General features: G+C 61.4%; 12 protein-coding genes and 3 tRNA genes. 6 read left to right on the top strand and 9 right to left on the bottom strand.

What is annotated here, in order from left to right; genetic code table 11:
- Positions 1–519: 519 nt before the first annotated feature.
- Positions 520–669, top strand: a complete 150-nt coding sequence (locus MKZ91_RS31695) for a GrpB family protein (RefSeq protein WP_442892364.1) — start codon at positions 520–522, stop codon at positions 667–669.
- Between the two features lie 114 nt (positions 670–783).
- On the opposite strand, the gene tuf is transcribed toward MKZ91_RS31695, so the two are convergent.
- The 3 genes from tuf to MKZ91_RS28830 form a co-directional block, all read right to left on the bottom strand.
- A complete protein-coding gene (tuf, locus tag MKZ91_RS28840) occupies positions 784–1,959 on the bottom strand; it encodes an elongation factor Tu (protein ID WP_336174473.1) in 1,176 nt (391 codons plus the stop codon).
- 276 nt (positions 1,960–2,235) lie between these two features.
- Positions 2,236–2,309, bottom strand: a tRNA-Gly gene (locus tag MKZ91_RS28835).
- Positions 2,310–2,332: 23 nt separating this feature from the next.
- Positions 2,333–2,417, bottom strand: a tRNA-Tyr gene (locus MKZ91_RS28830).
- A gap of 218 nt (positions 2,418–2,635) precedes the next feature.
- On the opposite strand from MKZ91_RS28830, the gene MKZ91_RS28825 reads away from it, so the two are divergent.
- The gene (locus tag MKZ91_RS28825) at positions 2,636–3,511 is read left to right on the top strand and encodes a TrmH family RNA methyltransferase (protein WP_336174472.1); all 876 of its coding nucleotides are present in this window, start codon (positions 2,636–2,638) and stop codon (positions 3,509–3,511) included.
- A 70-nt stretch (positions 3,512–3,581) separates the two neighbouring features.
- On the opposite strand, the gene MKZ91_RS28820 is transcribed toward MKZ91_RS28825, so the two are convergent.
- Both MKZ91_RS28820 and MKZ91_RS28815 read right to left on the bottom strand, forming a co-directional pair.
- Positions 3,582–3,845: a hypothetical protein gene (locus tag MKZ91_RS28820; protein WP_442892363.1), complete on the bottom strand. Its 264-nt coding sequence runs from the start codon at positions 3,843–3,845 to the stop codon at positions 3,582–3,584.
- Between the two features lie 130 nt (positions 3,846–3,975).
- Positions 3,976–4,596, bottom strand: coding sequence for an FMN-dependent NADH-azoreductase (locus tag MKZ91_RS28815; RefSeq protein ID WP_336174471.1), 621 nt, complete (start codon positions 4,594–4,596; stop codon positions 3,976–3,978).
- 136 nt (positions 4,597–4,732) lie between these two features.
- Between MKZ91_RS28815 and MKZ91_RS28810 the strand changes: the two genes are divergently transcribed.
- Positions 4,733–5,674 (top strand): LysR family transcriptional regulator, encoded by a 942-nt coding sequence (locus MKZ91_RS28810; protein ID WP_336174470.1) that lies wholly within the window; start codon positions 4,733–4,735, stop codon positions 5,672–5,674.
- Between the two features lie 362 nt (positions 5,675–6,036).
- Here the strand turns inward: MKZ91_RS28810 and MKZ91_RS28805 are convergent.
- A tRNA-Thr gene (locus MKZ91_RS28805) sits at positions 6,037–6,112 on the bottom strand.
- Between the two features lie 157 nt (positions 6,113–6,269).
- On the opposite strand from MKZ91_RS28805, the gene MKZ91_RS28800 reads away from it, so the two are divergent.
- Both MKZ91_RS28800 and MKZ91_RS28795 read left to right on the top strand, forming a co-directional pair.
- Positions 6,270–7,043: an NAD kinase gene (locus MKZ91_RS28800; RefSeq protein WP_336174469.1), complete on the top strand. Its 774-nt coding sequence runs from the start codon at positions 6,270–6,272 to the stop codon at positions 7,041–7,043.
- Between the two features lie 107 nt (positions 7,044–7,150).
- Positions 7,151–7,651, top strand: a complete 501-nt coding sequence (locus tag MKZ91_RS28795; RefSeq protein WP_336174468.1) for a hypothetical protein — start codon at positions 7,151–7,153, stop codon at positions 7,649–7,651.
- An 85-nt stretch (positions 7,652–7,736) separates the two neighbouring features.
- Here the strand turns inward: MKZ91_RS28795 and prfB are convergent.
- From prfB to MKZ91_RS28780, 3 genes are all read right to left on the bottom strand, one after another.
- A protein-coding gene (prfB, locus tag MKZ91_RS28790) for a peptide chain release factor 2 (RefSeq protein ID WP_336174467.1) occupies positions 7,737–8,868 on the bottom strand; the annotation gives its coding sequence in 2 pieces (ribosomal slippage) (positions 7,737–8,798 and positions 8,800–8,868; 1,131 coding nt in all).
- 97 nt (positions 8,869–8,965) lie between these two features.
- The gene (locus tag MKZ91_RS28785) at positions 8,966–11,419 is read right to left on the bottom strand and encodes a penicillin-binding protein 1A (protein ID WP_336174466.1); all 2,454 of its coding nucleotides are present in this window, start codon (positions 11,417–11,419) and stop codon (positions 8,966–8,968) included.
- Positions 11,420–11,753: 334 nt separating this feature from the next.
- Positions 11,754–12,998, bottom strand: a complete 1,245-nt coding sequence (locus MKZ91_RS28780) for an N-acetylmuramoyl-L-alanine amidase (RefSeq protein ID WP_336174465.1) — start codon at positions 12,996–12,998, stop codon at positions 11,754–11,756.
- Positions 12,999–13,747: 749 nt separating this feature from the next.
- Here MKZ91_RS28780 and MKZ91_RS28775 point away from each other — a divergent pair.
- Positions 13,748–16,558, top strand: a complete 2,811-nt coding sequence (locus tag MKZ91_RS28775; RefSeq protein ID WP_336174464.1) for an Rne/Rng family ribonuclease — start codon at positions 13,748–13,750, stop codon at positions 16,556–16,558.
- The last annotated feature ends 129 nt before the right edge of the window (positions 16,559–16,687 follow it).

Here is a 16,687-nt window from a genome sequence, read left to right as displayed (position 1 = left end):
TTGTGTCGCCGCCTCAAGTCAGCGGCTTAATATTCAGTTTGCCTGGCGATGACAAGCGTCTTTCGGCGAAGATCCAAAAAAATCCTCAGGCAAAGTGTCGACCGCCCTTCCCTGCCGGCGTTCCCGCCAGGATGGAGCAGCAAGTCATTGCCACGCCTCCCAGAAATTCCCGCAGCGGCAGACGCCAAGGATCGCCTATCCTGCCTGGAGCCTCGTTGTCGGACCCGATTCGTAAGTCGCGCATCACACTGGTTGAATACGATTCGCGCTGACCCTCGTTCTTCGCCGAACGTGCCGCAGTCATCGCCCCCCTGCTCTCGCCTTTTGTATTGCAGATCCACCACATCGGCAGCACCGCGATACCCGGCTGGCGGCCAAGCCGCGAATCAATAGCGGCTCGGCTATTTGCAATGAGAGCGCGCTGCCGGAGCTCATTGCGCGCCTTCGAGGCGCCGACTACGCCTTTCTTGGCGACCCGTATGCAAACGGCCTCTGGACCTTCACGATGAATAGACCCCCCTGCGGAACGCGGCTTGTCTGTGCAAACAAGGCAACAGCGCCCATGTCGCGCTCCTGCAGTTTCGGGATGCCCTTCGTGAGTGCCCGGACCGCGCACACCGCCACGAGGCGCTGAAGCGCCGGCTCGCAGCGCAGGCCGTCGACGATTGAGAGATCTACAACAACGGCAAGCGCGCCTTCATTGTCGAGGCATTGGCACGCGCAACAGCGCAAAAGGCCCCGCTGTCGCCAACGGGGCCTTCCGAAGAGGTGTAATCGAAAAGATTACTCGACGATCGAGGCAACGATGCCTGCGCCGACGGTACGGCCGCCTTCGCGGATCGCGAAGCGCAGCTTTTCTTCCATCGCGATCGGAACGATCAGCTCGACGTCAACCGTGACGTTGTCGCCCGGCATAACCATTTCCGTGCCTTCCGGCAGCGTGACGATGCCCGTCACGTCCGTCGTGCGGAAGTAGAACTGCGGACGGTAGTTGGTGAAGAACGGCGTATGACGGCCGCCTTCTTCCTTCGTCAGGATGTAGGCTTCGGCCTTGAACTTCTTGTGCGGCTTGACCGAACCCGGCTTGCAGAGAATCTGGCCACGCTCAACGCCGTTACGGTCGACACCGCGCAGCAGCGCGCCGATGTTGTCGCCAGCCTGGCCCTGGTCGAGCAGCTTGCGGAACATTTCAACGCCCGTGCAGGTCGTCTTCGTCGTCGGACGGATGCCGACGATTTCGATTTCTTCGCCGACCTTGACGATACCGCGCTCAACGCGACCGGTCACAACCGTACCACGGCCCGAGATCGAGAACACGTCTTCGATCGGCATCAGGAACGGCTGGTCGATCGGACGCTCAGGCGTCGGGATGTAGGCGTCAACCGCGGCCATCAGCTCGCGGATCGCGTCTTCGCCGATCTTCTTGTCCGAATCTTCCAGAGCAGCAAGAGCCGAGCCCTTGATGATCGGAATGTCGTCGCCCGGGAATTCGTAGGACGACAGCAGTTCGCGAACTTCAAGCTCGACGAGCTCGAGAAGCTCGGCGTCGTCAACCTGGTCGACCTTGTTGAGGAACACGACGATGGCCGGAACGCCAACCTGGCGAGCGAGCAGGATGTGCTCGCGGGTCTGCGGCATCGGGCCGTCAGCAGCCGAGCAAACCAGGATCGCGCCGTCCATCTGGGCGGCACCGGTGATCATGTTCTTGACGTAGTCGGCGTGGCCGGGGCAGTCAACGTGGGCGTAGTGACGGTTCGGCGTCTCATACTCAACGTGGGCCGTCGAAATGGTGATACCACGGGCCTTTTCTTCCGGAGCGGCGTCGATCTGGTCATACGCCTTGAACTCGCCGAAGTACTTCGTGATCGCTGCCGTCAGCGACGTCTTGCCATGGTCAACGTGGCCAATCGTGCCAATGTTAACGTGCGGCTTGTTGCGCTCAAATTTGCTCTTTGCCATGGGTACGTTTCCTGTGGTCAAGTATGAATAATGATCAGCCGGCAGGGCCGGTTTGTGGAGCCGTTTAAGGGTTTCAGGGGATTTGCGCAAGACTTAATTGCGTACGCCCGGACCGCTCGCCAACGGCGTTTTCGAGCCATTATGTAAGAAGAGTAAAATCGGGATGCAAGACCGAGCATCCGCGAATCAAGAACGACCAAGCACGCAAGACAAACAAGAGCTTGTCGCGAAGCATTAAGAAGCAAGATTAATTCGGTGGGAGGGAGCGTTCGCTGCTGGAGCGGGTAGCGGGAATCGAACCCGCGTATTCAGCTTGGAAGGCTGCTGCTCTACCATTGAGCTATACCCGCGGGCCTTCGATCCAGAAGCAGAATGGTGGAGGGAGTTGGATTTGAACCAACGTAGGCTGAGCCAACGGATTTACAGTCCGTCCCCTTTAACCACTCGGGCATCCCTCCATTATTCTGTCGGGATCTTTCGACCAAGCAATTGAGATCGCGAGACAACCTGCGACATGTCGTTGCCGCCTCTCGATCTGTGGCCGGGTATATGACTGCCCCGTTTCGTCCTGTCAACACGGCTCAGTGGAAAATTTCGGAATTTCTCCACAGTCGCAAAAATTGAGGCCGTGCGGAAAACCATTTCGTCGAGCGATCAACCTCTCTATAAGACGGCGATGAGCAAAGATCGCACCGGCGACAAGAGCGCCAAGGACACCCACTACGCCAACCTTAGGCGCGCACACCGCGACGCCAAACGCGAGCGCGGTGAAATTCCGACCCCGAAGCAGGACAGGCGCCGCAAGCAGCCGGCGGACTGGAAGCCGCAGCCGCTCGCCCCCGAGCAGGTTCTGCTCTATGGCCTGCACACGGTTCGAGCCGCTCTCGACAATCCGGCGCGCCAGATCGTGCGGCTGAGCGTCACCCAGAACGCCGCGGCCCGGCTGGAGCTCGGCGAACTATCGGAACTGCCCTTCCCCGTAGAAACCGTGACGCCACAGGACCTCGACGGGATCCTCGGACCGGACGCCATCCACCAGGGTGTCATGCTGGAAACCCGTCCGTTGCCGGTGCGCAGGCTTGACGCGCTTCGCGACTGCCCGCTGATCCTCGTGCTCGACCAGGTCACCGATCCGCACAATGTCGGCGCAATCATGCGCTCGGCGGTCGCCTTCGACGCCGGAGCGCTGATCACCACCATGCGACACAGCCCGACCGAATCGGGCGTGCTTGCCAAGTCCGCGTCCGGCGCACTGGAAATGATTCCCTATATCCAGATCACAAACCTCGCCGATACGATCGAGGAACTACATCGCCTCGGCTTCCAGACGATCGGGCTTGATTCGGAAGGACCGCAGCCGCTGGAGGGAACTTTCAGCGGTGAGAAGATCGCGCTGGTTCTCGGTTCCGAGGGCAAGGGATTGCGGCAGAAGACCCGTTCGATCGTGACCGATCTCGCCCGGCTCGACATGCCCGGCGCGATCAAGTCGCTGAACGTCTCGAACGCGGCCGCCATCGCCATGTATGCCGCCCGCCAGTTCCTCAACCGCTGACGGCGCTGAGAGCGCGGTGCCGTGCAAACGATCCAAGCGTCGGCGCCCTGCCGAGGCAGGCGGAAACCGTTCAGCGTGCCGTCAGCGTAGCTCCGCTGCGCGCCGCTGTCGGGCAGCCGTCCCGGAGCTTCCTCCAGGTGGAGACGTTGAGGTTCATTTCGCAGCGCGCCAAATAGACGTTGCCGTCTACCCTTAGGCAGGCGATCTGTCCGAGCTGATACTTCGAACCGTCGCGGTTGCGGCACGTGCAGTTATGTGCGCTGGCAACCTCGGCGGCAAGCAGCGCAGCCACCGCGGCGGTCATGCCCAACAGAATTGCCCGCCGGTCCACCATCACCGCATTATAAAGCAGATTGTAGAATCCTAAAACGGACAATGCCGGCTGCATGGGCAACCGGCACCGTCCGCACGCGGGGCCAACGCCCCATCATCGGACCGCTCTCGCGACCCGCTGATTTCAATGATTAGCTCGCGAGGCGAAGAACGTTGCCTTCGGAGATGGTCTTTTCGGCCTCAGCAATGGCGAACTGCTTGCTGTCGGCGCTGAGGTTCAGACCTTCTGCGCGGACGAACTCCACGTCAGTGACGCCCAGGAAACCGAACACCGTCTTCAGGTAGGATTCCTGGTGGTCCATGACGGCAGCCGGGCCGGCGGAGTAGTGGCCGCCACGGGTCGAGGCGATGATCACCTTCTTGCCCTTGGCGAGGCCTTCCGGGCCAGCCTCGGTGTAGCGGAACGTCTTGCCGGAGACGGCGATGCGGTCGATCCAGGCCTTGAGCTGGCTCGGGATGCCGAAGTTGTACATCGGAGCGCCGATGATGACCGTATCGGCTGCGAGGAACTCTTCCAGCATGTCACGGCCGAGCTTGACGTCAGCGGCGAGAGCGGCATCGACACCTTCGAGATCAGCGGGGGCCATGATCTGGGCGCCGGTCAGGTGCGGGAGCGCGCTGGCTGCGAGGTCGCGATAGGTGACCTTGGCATCGGGACGGTCGGCCTTGACCTGGGAGGCAAGTGCTGCGGTCAGGCGACGGGAAACGGAATGATCACCGAGGATACCGGAGTCGATGTGAAGAACGTTCATGGGAACACCTTTGTGTTTGCGTTGCGGTGATCCACATATGAGGGGAAAACAATCAACCGATAAGCCAGCGGATATTTGACATACTGTTTCCAGAAGGAAACAATCGGCCAAACGATCCGGACTTCGGAGACAGGACATGCAGGATCTAAACGATCTCGGGCTTTTTGCCGCCGTGGTGCGCAACAACGGCTTCAGCGCCGCCGCACGCGACCTCAATATACCCAAATCCAAGCTCAGCAAACATGTGGCGCGCCTCGAAGAGCAGCTTGGCGTGAGGCTGCTTGAGCGCTCGACCCGCAAGCTGCGCGTTACCGACATCGGCCGTGTGTTCTACGAGCACTGCCAGGGCCTGCTCGACGGGGTCGCCGCAGCCGAAGCCGAGATCGCCGCGGTCAGGGCCGAGCCCTCGGGCACGGTCAGGCTCGCCTGCCCGCTTGGCTTCACTCCGATGCTTGCCGATATCCTTCCGGCCTTCCACCGCCGCTATCCCGGTGTCCGCCTGCTGATCACCGCCACCAACCGGCGAATCGACCTGATCGAGGAGCGGATAGACGTGGCGCTGCGCGCCCGCGGTCAGCTCGATACGGATAACCAGTTGATCATCCGCAGGTTCGGCGAGGTGCGCGAGCGGCTCGCGGCAAGCCCAACTTATCTTGCCCGCTCGGGTGAGATCACCATCGACAATCTCGCCCAGCAGGCAACGTTGTCGATGAACGAGCAGCACCCGACCGACGTCTGGCGGCTCGTTTCTGCCGATGGAGACGCGACGGAGATCACCCACCGCCCGATCATCGGCTGCAGCGACTTCCTGATTCTCGAACGCTCGGCGATCGAGGGTATGGGGGTGGCGCTGTTGCCGGACCATATCTGCGAACGCGCCTTCCGTGCCGGCGTGCTCGTTCCCGTGTTGCCCGAATGGACGTCGAACGACGTCGTCGTGCACCTGGTCTTCCCCTCCCGCCAGGGTATGCTGCCGGCAACCCGGGCGCTGATCGACTATCTCGCCGAGAACCTGCTCAACGCCTTGCAGAAGTGCCGCGAAGTTCCGGTACGGATGGGGCCGTCGTTCGAGATCTGAACCCACCTGCCCCCTCTCGACATCGGCCGATCATCAGCACGACGCATCGGGATTGCGGACCGTGAACCATAGGTCGAATTGCACCGCCGTCACGATCTCAAGACCGTTCGGGTGGGGCCGCGGCGAGACCTCGCATATTGAGATAAAAGCGAGGTCACGGTTCCAATGCGAAGAACTCGACCTCATGATTCGAATGCGCCGGCAGCGTGGCAAAAGACCGCCGAAACGCTCCCTCCCGCGTCGGCTGAGCCTAGGCTCGCTATCGTTGCCAAACGGATAATGCGAACAATGGGTTCCACCAAGATCTGACGACGATCGAGCCCGGCACCTGAAACAAGGGCCGCAGAAATGTGGATGAAGAATGGTGCCCCCAGAGAGACTCGAACTCCCGACCTACTGATTACAAATCAGCCGCTCTACCAACTGAGCTATAAGGGCACTTGCTTCGGTGGGAGTTACCATAATCTCGTTCAGAGTAAAGCAAAATTGCGATTTCTCCCAATTTTTCAGATGCGTTCAGTTTCAGGCCATGCCAGAAACGATGATGAGAGATCGCCGTAAGCGGCGGGCAACACATCGAGCGGACTAGAATTTCATGGCCCGAACGTTCAATTCCTTCGCCTTTCTCGCCTCGTCTGCGGAAGATGCGCAAAAGGCTGCGGCGGATCTCAAGGCGATCTATGGCGACCATGATCCGGCGAAGGCCGACGTGATCGTCGCGCTTGGCGGCGACGGCTTCATGCTGCAGACGCTGCATCAGACCATGAACAGCGGCAAGCTGGTCTACGGCATGAACCGCGGATCGGTCGGCTTCCTCATGAATCGCTACAGCACGGAAAACCTGACGGATCGCATCTGCCAGGCGGTCGAGAACGCGTTCCATCCGCTGGAAATGCAGACGACCGACGTTTACGGCGAGAGTTTTACGGCGCTTGCGATCAACGAGGTCTACCTCTTCCGCCAATCCTACCAGGCGGCGAAGCTGCGCGTGCTGATCGACGGAAAGACCAGGCTCGAGGAACTGACCTGCGACGGTTTGCTTGTGGCGACCCCGGCGGGATCGACCGCCTACAACCTCTCAGCGCACGGGCCCATCCTGCCGCTTGAGGCACCGCTTCTGGCCATGACGCCGGTCAGCGCCTTTCGTCCGCGCCGGTGGCGCGGCGCGCTCCTGCCCAACCATGTCACCGTCGAGATCGAAATCCTCGAAGCCGACAAGCGGCCGGTCAACGCCGTTGCCGACCATCAGGAAGTGAAATCCGTTGTCAAAGTGCGGATCGCCGAATCGGAAAACATGACCGCACGAATTCTCTCGGATCCCGATCATTCCTGGTCTGACCGCATCCTGGCCGAGCAGTTCTCCAACTGAGCGCACGTAGCCCGCGCACGAGATGTGGTATGGTCGCGTTGGACTTCGGCACGCCCTTTCCATCGGGCAGCGCCTCAGACCTGCGGCTTGAAAGGACACGAAAGCAAATGCACAGACCCGCCCTACTCGCGCTTGTCCTTCTCATGAGCAGCGCCGGAGCCAAGGCCGAGGACGCAGCCGTCGTGCCGCCACAGGTCACCTTTGTCACGAGCACTGGCTATTGGGAGGAAAGCGGCGAACCGCTTTCGGCTCTCGATCCGAATGCGGCCACCGGCGAGGCGGCAGACAAGCAAGGCCCTGCCCGGCGCGGCTACTACAAGCTGATCGCGCTGCGCCAGGCCGACGGTACGGCGCAGATCCACCTGCAGCAGATCGAGGCGACGCCGGGCGGTCCGGTTGTCCGATCCTCGGCGGAGCTCGAAGAGTTTTCCACGCTCAAGGCCTATGTGACAGACATTCGCCCGGAAACCTCGACCGGTGTCAGCGCGCAGCCCGGAATGTTTGCAACCGTCTTTCTGAAAACCGATCCAAACGAACGCGAGCCGGAAACCTGGACCGTGCTCATCGATGACCTCGGCGATATCAAGATCGAGCGCGCATCGAACTGATGCGGCCAAAGAAAAAGGCCGAGTGCAACACCCGGCCTTCTAGAAAATCGCACCAAAGGCCGATCCCGGCCCTTAGAACTCTCCGTCAATTCAGGTCATCGACCGCGGCATCGGCGCCGCCGTTCACGCGGTGCGCCAGAGCCGCTTCCATGAACTCGTTGAGTTCGCCATCGAGAACATCGCCGGGGGCCGTGCTTTCGACGCCGGTCCTCAGGTCCTTGACCAACTGGTAGGGCTGCAAAACGTAGGAGCGGATCTGGTGGCCCCAGCCGATATCCGTCTTCGACGCGGCTTCGGCGTTGGCCGCCTCTTCCCGCTTCTTCAACTCGGCCTCGTAGAGACGCGCGCGCAGCATGTCCCAAGCCTTCGCCCGGTTCTTGTGCTGAGAACGCTCCTGCTGGCACTGCACGACGATGCCCGACGGCATGTGCGTGATGCGAACCGCCGAGTCGGTCGTGTTGACGTGCTGACCGCCGGCACCCGACGAACGGTAGGTGTCGATCCGGCAATCGCTCTCGTTGATGTCGATCTGGATCGAATCGTCGACGACCGGATAGACCCAGATCGAGGAGAACGAGGTGTGGCGGCGGGCGTTGCTGTCGTAGGGCGAAATGCGCACGAGGCGATGCACGCCCGATTCGGTCTTCAGCCAGCCATAGGCATTGTGGCCCTTGACGAGCAGCGTCGCGGACTTGATGCCGGCTTCTTCGCCGTCCTGGATTTCCAGAAGCTCGACCTTGTATCCCTGGCGTTCGGACCAGCGGGTGTACATGCGCAGAAGCATGTTGGCCCAGTCCTGGCTTTCGGTGCCGCCAGCACCCGAATGCACTTCGAGATAGGTGTCGTTCTGGTCGGCCTCGCCCGAAAGCATGGCTTCGACCTGCTTCTTGGCCGCTTCGTTTCTGAGCTCGCGCAACGCCTGTTCGGCGTCGGCCACGATCGCGGCGTCACCCTCTTCCTCACCGAGTTCGATGAGTTCGATGTTGTCGTTGAGCTGCTGCTCGAAACGACGCAGTCCGTTGATGCCATCGTCGAGCTGCTGGCGCTCGCGCATCAGCTTCTGCGCTTCGGAAGCATCGTTCCACAGGGTCGGATCTTCCGCCTTGTTGTTCAACCAGTCCAGTCGTCTTACCGCCTGATCCCAGTCAAAGATGCCTCCTCAGCAGGCTTATGGCCTGCTTGATTTCGTCGACAATATTCTCGATTTCGCTGCGCATGATCCTGCTTCTTGTGAACCCGATATGAAAGTGAGCGTCAAATAACGATGCCCGCCGCTGATGTAAAGGCGGCGGGCATTGAGTGAGGTGGAATGGCTTAGAACAGGCCGTTGGAACCGGAAGTGACCGCCTGGTTTGCCTGCGGCGAGTTCTTCAGGATTTCCTCCGGCGGAACGTATTGGTCGAGCCCGCCGATGACCGAGAAGGTGTCGGCCGGGCCGGTACCGGGCTTGAAGGCCTCAATGATCGTGTCCGGCTCACCCTCCTGGGCGGCCATGCCGGTCTTGCGGTTGACCGCGACCATGCTCATGCCTTCGGGCACGACGAACTTGCTCGGGCGCGTGCCCTTGACCGCTTCGGTCATGAAGTCGTTGAAGATCGGCACGGCGAGGCTGCCGCCGGTGGCACCACGGCCGAGCGGCGCTGGGTTGTCGAAGCCAAGATAGAGACCGGCAACCAGATCCGGGGTGTAGCCGACGAACCAGGCATCCTTTTCGTCATTGGTGGTACCGGTCTTGCCGGCAACCGGACGATCGAGCTTGATCTTGCCGGCAGCCGTGCCGCGCAACACCACGCCCTCCATCATCGAGGTGATCTGATAGGAGGTCATCGGGTCGAGCACCTGCTCGCGATTGTCGGTCAACACCGGCTCGTCCTGGTCCTGCCAGTCGCCTGCATTGCAGTTGTCGCAGGTGCGGTCCTCGTGGCGGAAGATCGTCTTGCCGTAACGGTCCTGAATCCGGTCGATCAGCGACGGCTTGATCTGCTTGCCGCCGTTGGCGAGAACCGAATAGGCCGAGACCATGCGCAGCACGGTCGTTTCGCCCGAGCCGAGCGACATCGCCAATAGCGGCGGCATTTTGTCGTAGATGCCGAAGCGCTCGGCATATTCGGCAACCAGGTTCATGCCCATGTCGTTGGCAAGGCGCACCGTCATCAGGTTACGCGACTTCTCGATGCCGAGACGCAGCGTCGACGGACCGGCCGAGCCGCCTCCATAGTTTTCCGGACGCCAGACCTGACCACCCGCGACGATTTCAATCGGGGCGTCGAGGATAACCGACGCCGGGGTATAGCCATTGTCGAGTGCTGCCGCATAGACGAACGGCTTGAACGACGAGCCCGGCTGGCGCATCGCCTGGGTCGCGCGGTTGAATTCCGACTGGCCGTAGGAGAAGCCGCCGACCATCGCCAGAACGCGTCCGGTCTGCGGATCCATCGCGACGAGGCCACCTTGAACCTTCGGCGGCTGGCGCAGACGGTATTCGCCCTTTTCGGCGAGCGGTTCGACATAGACGACATCGCCAGCACCGAACACGCCTTCGGGGGACTTCGCGGACTTGCGATCACCATTGGCCGAACGATAGGCCCACTGCATGTTCTTGGCCGAGATGTGCCCGGTGACACGGTCGGCGACGATCTTGCCCGAGGCTTCCTTGTCCGGCTGGATGCCGATTTCGGCGCCCTGCGCGTCGACGGAGAGAACGACAGCGAGCTTCCATTCAGGCACATCGCTGAAGGCGACAACCGCGCCGAGGGGCTCGCCCCAATCGCCGCCGATCTCGATGGTCTTGACCGGGCCGTGGAAGCCACGGCGCTCGTCATAGGTCAACAGGCCGGCTTGAAGGGCCTTGCGCGCCGCGGATTGCAGGCGCGGATCGAGCGAGGTGCGGACCGAGAGGCCACCTTCGTAAAGAGCATTGTCGCCATACTTCTGGATGATCTGCCGGCGGACTTCCTCGGCGAAGAAGTCGGACGCAAAGAGATGTGCGCCGCCGCGACGCGGATTGACACCGAGCGGCTGCTTCTTGGACTCTTCGCCATCGGCCTTGGTGACGTAGCCATTCTCGACCATGCGGTCGATCACCCAGTTGCGGCGCTCAAGCGCAGCTTCGGTCTTGCGGAACGGATGGTAGTTGGCCGGTCCCTTCGGCAAAGCGGCGAGATAGGCCGTTTCGGCAATGGTGAGTTCGGTGACCGACTTGTCGAAATAGGTGAGCGCAGCGCCGGCAATGCCGTAGGAGTTCAGGCCGAAAAAGATCTCGTTGAGATAAAGCTCGAGAATGCGATCCTTGCTGTAGGCCTGCTCGATGCGGAAGGAGAGGATCGCTTCCTTGACCTTGCGGTCGATCGTCTGGTCGGAGGACAGAAGGAAGTTCTTCGCCACCTGCTGGGTGATGGTCGACGCACCAACCGGGCGGCGGCCGGAACCGAAGTTCTGCAGGTTCACGGCGATGGCACGCGCCAGGCCGGTGATGTCGACGCCCGGATGCTGGTAGAAGTTCTTGTCTTCCGCCGAGATGAAGGCGGCCTTGACGCGATCGGGAATGGCCTGGATCGGCAGATAGAGACGCCGTTCGCGAGCATACTCAGCCATCAGCGCGCCGTTTCCGGCATGAAAGCGCGTGGTCACCGGCGGCGAGTACTTGGCCAGAACTTCGTAGTCCGGCAGATCCTTGGTGACGACGCCCAGATAAAGCGCTACGGCCGCAGCCACGCCAAGCAGCAGAAACGCACCAATCCCGAAGAAATATCCAATCAGCCTGATCATCAGTCAGATACCGGTACCTTAATTATTGTCCAATCGCCGGACCGTTCAGCCGACAGCACATGCTCTGTCCCACCGGCTTTATAGCGTCCGACCAAACTCTTCCGTCAGAAATCGCCTGTCATCGCGGCTACCCGCCTGCCCGGCTCCTCATATGGCGAGGAAACCCGGGCATCAACTCTGTTTCTCAACAAAACCGGGCGCAATTCCGGTTAGGTCCCGGAATGTGCGTAAAATAGGGCTTGATTCCGATTATCGCGTGCGCATCCAGTTGAAAACCATAGCGCTGTTACCGGGGCGACACAAATCACTTCGTCGCCGCGCTTGCCTTCAGACGTCAGCCGCCGCTGGCGACCGCCTGCTCGCGGTAGCGCTCGACGGCAACGGCAAGGCGCTCGGCAACCTTCTTGCGCCACTCCGGATCCAAGAGCAGCTTCTCGTCCTCCTTGTTCGAAAGGAAGCCCAGTTCCAACAGGATCGACGGCACGTCGGGCGCCTGCAGCACGCGGAAGCCGGCAAAACGGTGCGGGTTGTTGATGAGGTTGATCTGGCCCTCAAAGGACGAGACGACCGCGCGAGCCAAATTGACCGAGAAGGCCTGCGTTTCGCGGCGCGTGAGGTCAATGAGAATGTCGGCCACTTCGGCCGGCTCGCTCTGGAGCGGCACCCCGGCGATTTCATCGGACAGGTTTTCGCGCTGCGCCAGGCTTGCCGCCAGGTGGTCGGAAGCCTTGTCGGAGATCGTATAGACCGTCGCGCCGCGAATATCTTTCTGCCTGAGCGCATCCGCATGCAGCGAGATGAAGAGATTGGCGCCCTTGTTGCGGGCGACCTGGACACGTTGCGGCAACGAGAGGAAGACGTCCTTGTCACGGGTAAGGAAAGCTTCGATGCCGGGCCCGCGGTTGAGCGCCTCGACGAGATCCTTGGCAAAAGCAAGGGTGACGTGCTTTTCCTCTGTCTTCGTCTCGCTGGCCAGGGCTCCGGTGTCGATACCGCCATGACCGGCATCAATCGCGATGACAAAGGGACCGCCCGCCGTCGTCGGCGCAACCGCGACCGGCCTGTCCGTCTTGGCGGCAGCGACCGAGCCGGTCCACTGCTGTTCGCCAAGCAGAGCGTCAAACCGCGCCTGGTCGACGCGCTCAGCGTCGAGAACGAGGCGATAGCCCTTGCCCCCCTCCTCCGCCACGACGTCGGCGTGCGTAACCGCCACGGGCCCCTTTGCCGAAAGAACGATGCGCGAACTGCCGGCGCCCATGCCGCCATAGCGGATCGCATCGAACAAGCCCCGCGGCTCGAGACTGTCGGCCTTGAGGCCGAACGCCGTCTCCGGCAGGTCAACAACCACGCGAACCGGGTCAGCGACGTAGTGAATGGAAAAGTCGGGCTTGCGATCGAACTCGACGACAACGCGTGTGCGGGCATCGTCACCGGCAATCCGCGCGGCAAAAGCAAGAAGCGGTCCGGACTCGACGGCGTTCGACGCAGGCGCCGTCAACAGGAGACTGCCGGCAAGCAGTGACGCACCGACGATGCGCCCGGCCCCGCGCGATAAAAACGACAACAGCGAACGACGCATACCAAACGCCAAAGGTCTCACCTTGGGCTCTCCACCACTTTCGCACGAACCAAAAGGCGGCCGACGCACGGCCGCCAAACGCACAGTCTGATCAATGAACCCTTATGGTTAACCAAAGCTTGACAAAGATCATCCGCTGCTCGGCTTCAACGCGATCGATTCGACACGCATCGAGCTACTCCACGTGTTCAAGCGAATCGATCATTATTGTGGCGGCACGGGCTTTTCCCTTGCCAATGTGACATAGAAAACATAAAAGCGTCACAAGGAGAAAGTGTTGACGGGATAGAACAGTCGACCGGGCAGCCGGAGCTTCTCCAAAGCTTGGCGCCAGGGAGTGGTCGAACCGGTTTAACCGGTTGAAACGCATCGCACTTCCGCGGTCGCAAGATGTTCATCCGCCGTCGCTGCATTTCCTCCCCGTATACTGGATCGCAAATTTCCGGCGGTGGCCGGAGTTCTTGATGGTGATTTTTCACCAACGCCCGCAAGCGGGCGCATTCATCGGGTCTTCATGAGACCTTGGACATTGGCATTCTTGTTTGGTCATTGATGTTGACTCAGCAGTATCGGTCAGAAGTAGCGCGGCCCCGGGACACACATGTTCCGGCTGTCGTCTGGCTGCTGCACCATCGCCTGCGCCAAACAGGAACTTTCATATCCGGCGCACCTTCTGACGTGTTTGGCAGTCTTCCCAAGGAAGCAAGTCTGTCTCCCGTTCCGCTGGCGCGCCGAGGAGCACAGCTTAGATGGCAGAGAAAATGCTTATCGATGCGTCTCACTCCGAGGAGACGCGCGTCGTTGTCGTACGCGGGAACCGCATAGAAGAATTCGACTTCGAGTCGGAACATAAGAAGCAAATCCGCGGCAATATCTATTTGGCGAAGGTCACCCGGGTGGAGCCGTCGCTCCAGGCCGCTTTCGTCGATTACGGCGGCAACCGCCACGGTTTTCTGGCGTTTGCCGAAATCCACCCTGACTATTACCAGATTCCGCTGGCCGATCGTCAGGCACTGTTGAAGGCCGAGGCTGAAGAGGCGCGCCGCGACGACGACATCGAACATGTCGAGACCGCACCGGCGCCGCAAAGCGAGCTTTCGGTCCCTGTCGATCTTGAAATCGCCACCGAGACCGAGGTTGAAGTGCAGGCGGCAGAAGTCGCCGTAGCCGAACCGGCCGTCGAAGCCGAAGCTGAAGTCCCGGCCGAAAAGCCGAAAGCCAAGCCGAAGCGCACCCGCAAGACCAAGGCGAAGGCCGCGGAAGAAGCGGCAGCCGCTTCCGTCGACGGCGACGAAAGCAATGGCGGCGAGATGGCCGCCATGGTCGACACCGACATGATCTCCGAGGACGTCGACAGCCGTCGCCGCCACGACGACGACGACGATGACGACGACGGCCACGACGGGGAAAAGGAAATCATCGAATCCGTCGGCGCCGAAGACGCCATGGAAGAGGTTCCGGATCGCCAGATCCGCAAGCCGCGCAAGCAGTACCGCATCCAGGAAGTCATCAAGCGCCGGCAGATCCTGCTCGTCCAGGTCGCCAAGGAAGAGCGCGGCAACAAGGGCGCGGCGCTGACGACCTATCTGTCGCTTGCCGGCCGCTACTCGGTGCTGATGCCGAACACGGCGCGTGGTGGAGGCATTTCCCGCAAGATCACCAACCTGCAGGACCGCAAGCGCCTGAAGGAAATCGCCCGCGGCCTCGAAGTGCCGCAGGGCATGGGCGTTATCCTGCGCACCGCCGGTGCCAACCGCACCAAGGTCGAGATCAAGCGCGACTTCGAATACCTGATGCGCCTGTGGGAGAACGTCCGCACCCTGACGCTGAACTCCACCGCCCCCTGCCTCGTCTACGAGGAAGGCAGCCTGATCAAGCGCTCGATCCGCGACCTTTACAACAAGGACATCGGCGAGATCATCGTCTCCGGCGAGGAAGGCTACAAGGAAGCCAAGGGCTTCATGAAGATGCTGATGCCTAGCCACGCCAAGGTGGTTCAGCCCTACCGCGACGTGCACCCGATCTTCTCGCGCTCCGGCATCGAGGCGCAGCTTGACCGCATGCTGCAGCCGCAGGTGACGCTGAAGTCCGGCGGCTACATCATCATCAACCAGACCGAAGCGCTGGTGTCGATCGACGTCAACTCCGGTCGCTCGACCCGCGAACACTCGATCGAAGACACCGCGCTGCAGACGAACCTGGAAGCGGCCGAGGAAGTGGCACGCCAGCTGCGTCTGCGCGACCTCGCCGGCCTCGTCGTTATCGACTTCATCGACATGGAAGAAAAGCGCAACAACCGCGCCGTCGAGAAGAAGCTGAAGGACTGCCTGAAGAATGATCGCGCCCGCATCCAGGTCGGCCGCATCTCGCATTTCGGCCTGCTCGAAATGTCGCGCCAGCGCATCCGCGCCTCGGTGCTTGAATCGACGATGCAGACCTGCCCGCACTGCAACGGCACGGGTCATGTCCGCTCGCAATCCTCCGTCGCCCTGCATGTGCTTCGCGGCATCGAGGAATATCTGCTCAAGAACACGACGCACGACATCACCGTGCGCACGATCCCTGATATTGCGCTCTATCTGCTCAACCAGAAGCGCGGCACGATCATGGATTACGAGGGCCGCTTCGGCGTCTCGATCATCATTGAGGCTGACGCCCATGTCGGCGCGCAGCACTTCGCGATCGATCGTGGCGAGCCGGTCGAAAACCCGGTCAAGATCGAACAGCTGTTGCATTTCGAGCCGGAGCCGGAAGAAGACGATGTCGTGATCGAAGAGGATCTCGACGACGAAGAAGCCGAAGAAATCGCCGGCGAACAGCGCCAGGAGCAGCCGAAGGCTGCCGCCCAGTCTGACGAAGGCGGGCGTAAGCGCAAGCGCCGTCGCCGCCGTCGCGGCAAGGGCGGTCAGCAGGCCGAAGGCACCGTCACCCAGGTTTCCGATGCTGCGTCGGAAGGCGATGAAGGTTCCGACGAGGGTGAGGCAGACGACGAAGGCGTAGATGCCGAAGCCGTTTCGACCGATGGCGACCAGAAGCGCAAGCGTCGCCGCCGCGGCAAGCGCGGTGGACGCCGCAACCGTCCGGAAGGCGAAGGTGACGGCGAAGGCCAGATCGAAGCTGGCGCGGACGCAGATGGCGATGACGCAGACGAAGCGGAAACCGTTGTAGCTTCGACCGAGGCGGCCGAGGTGGAAGTGGTCGTCGCCGTTGAAGAAGCGGCCGTGGTCGCTGAAGTAGCCGAGGAAGTGGAAGCAAAGCCTGCCAAGCCGAAGCGGACCCGCAAGAAGGCTGCCAAGGCCGAGGAGCCGGTTGCAAGCGTCGACGAAGCTGCTCAGGCGGCCATCGAAGACCAGCCTGCCGGAGAGGACGTCGCTGTCGAAGCGGTGGAAGAAGCAGCGGCCGATCTTGCCGAAACCAAGCCGGCGCGGGCAAACCGCGACCTTTCGAAGATTGCTTCCGAGCCGGTGGTGACGTCGAGCGCGACGAAACCCGAAGGCGAAGAAGAAGACCCGGCCAAGCCCAAAAAGGGCGGCTGGTGGCAGCGCCGCGGCTTCTTCTAAGAAACCGCTCCCGAAGGGAAACGCTCTAAATACAAAGGCCCGGATCGCTCCGGGCCTTCAGACTGCTGACAAACCCCTGGCGAGAGCTGGGGGTTTGTGATTCAGTGGGCCATGTTGAAGAAACCCGGC

Source organism: Ensifer sp. MJa1 (assembly GCF_037026475.1).
Taxonomy (GTDB): domain Bacteria; phylum Pseudomonadota; class Alphaproteobacteria; order Rhizobiales; family Rhizobiaceae; genus Ensifer.
Note: the sequence above shows the minus strand (reverse complement) of the source record. Positions and strands in the feature narration are given on the sequence as shown.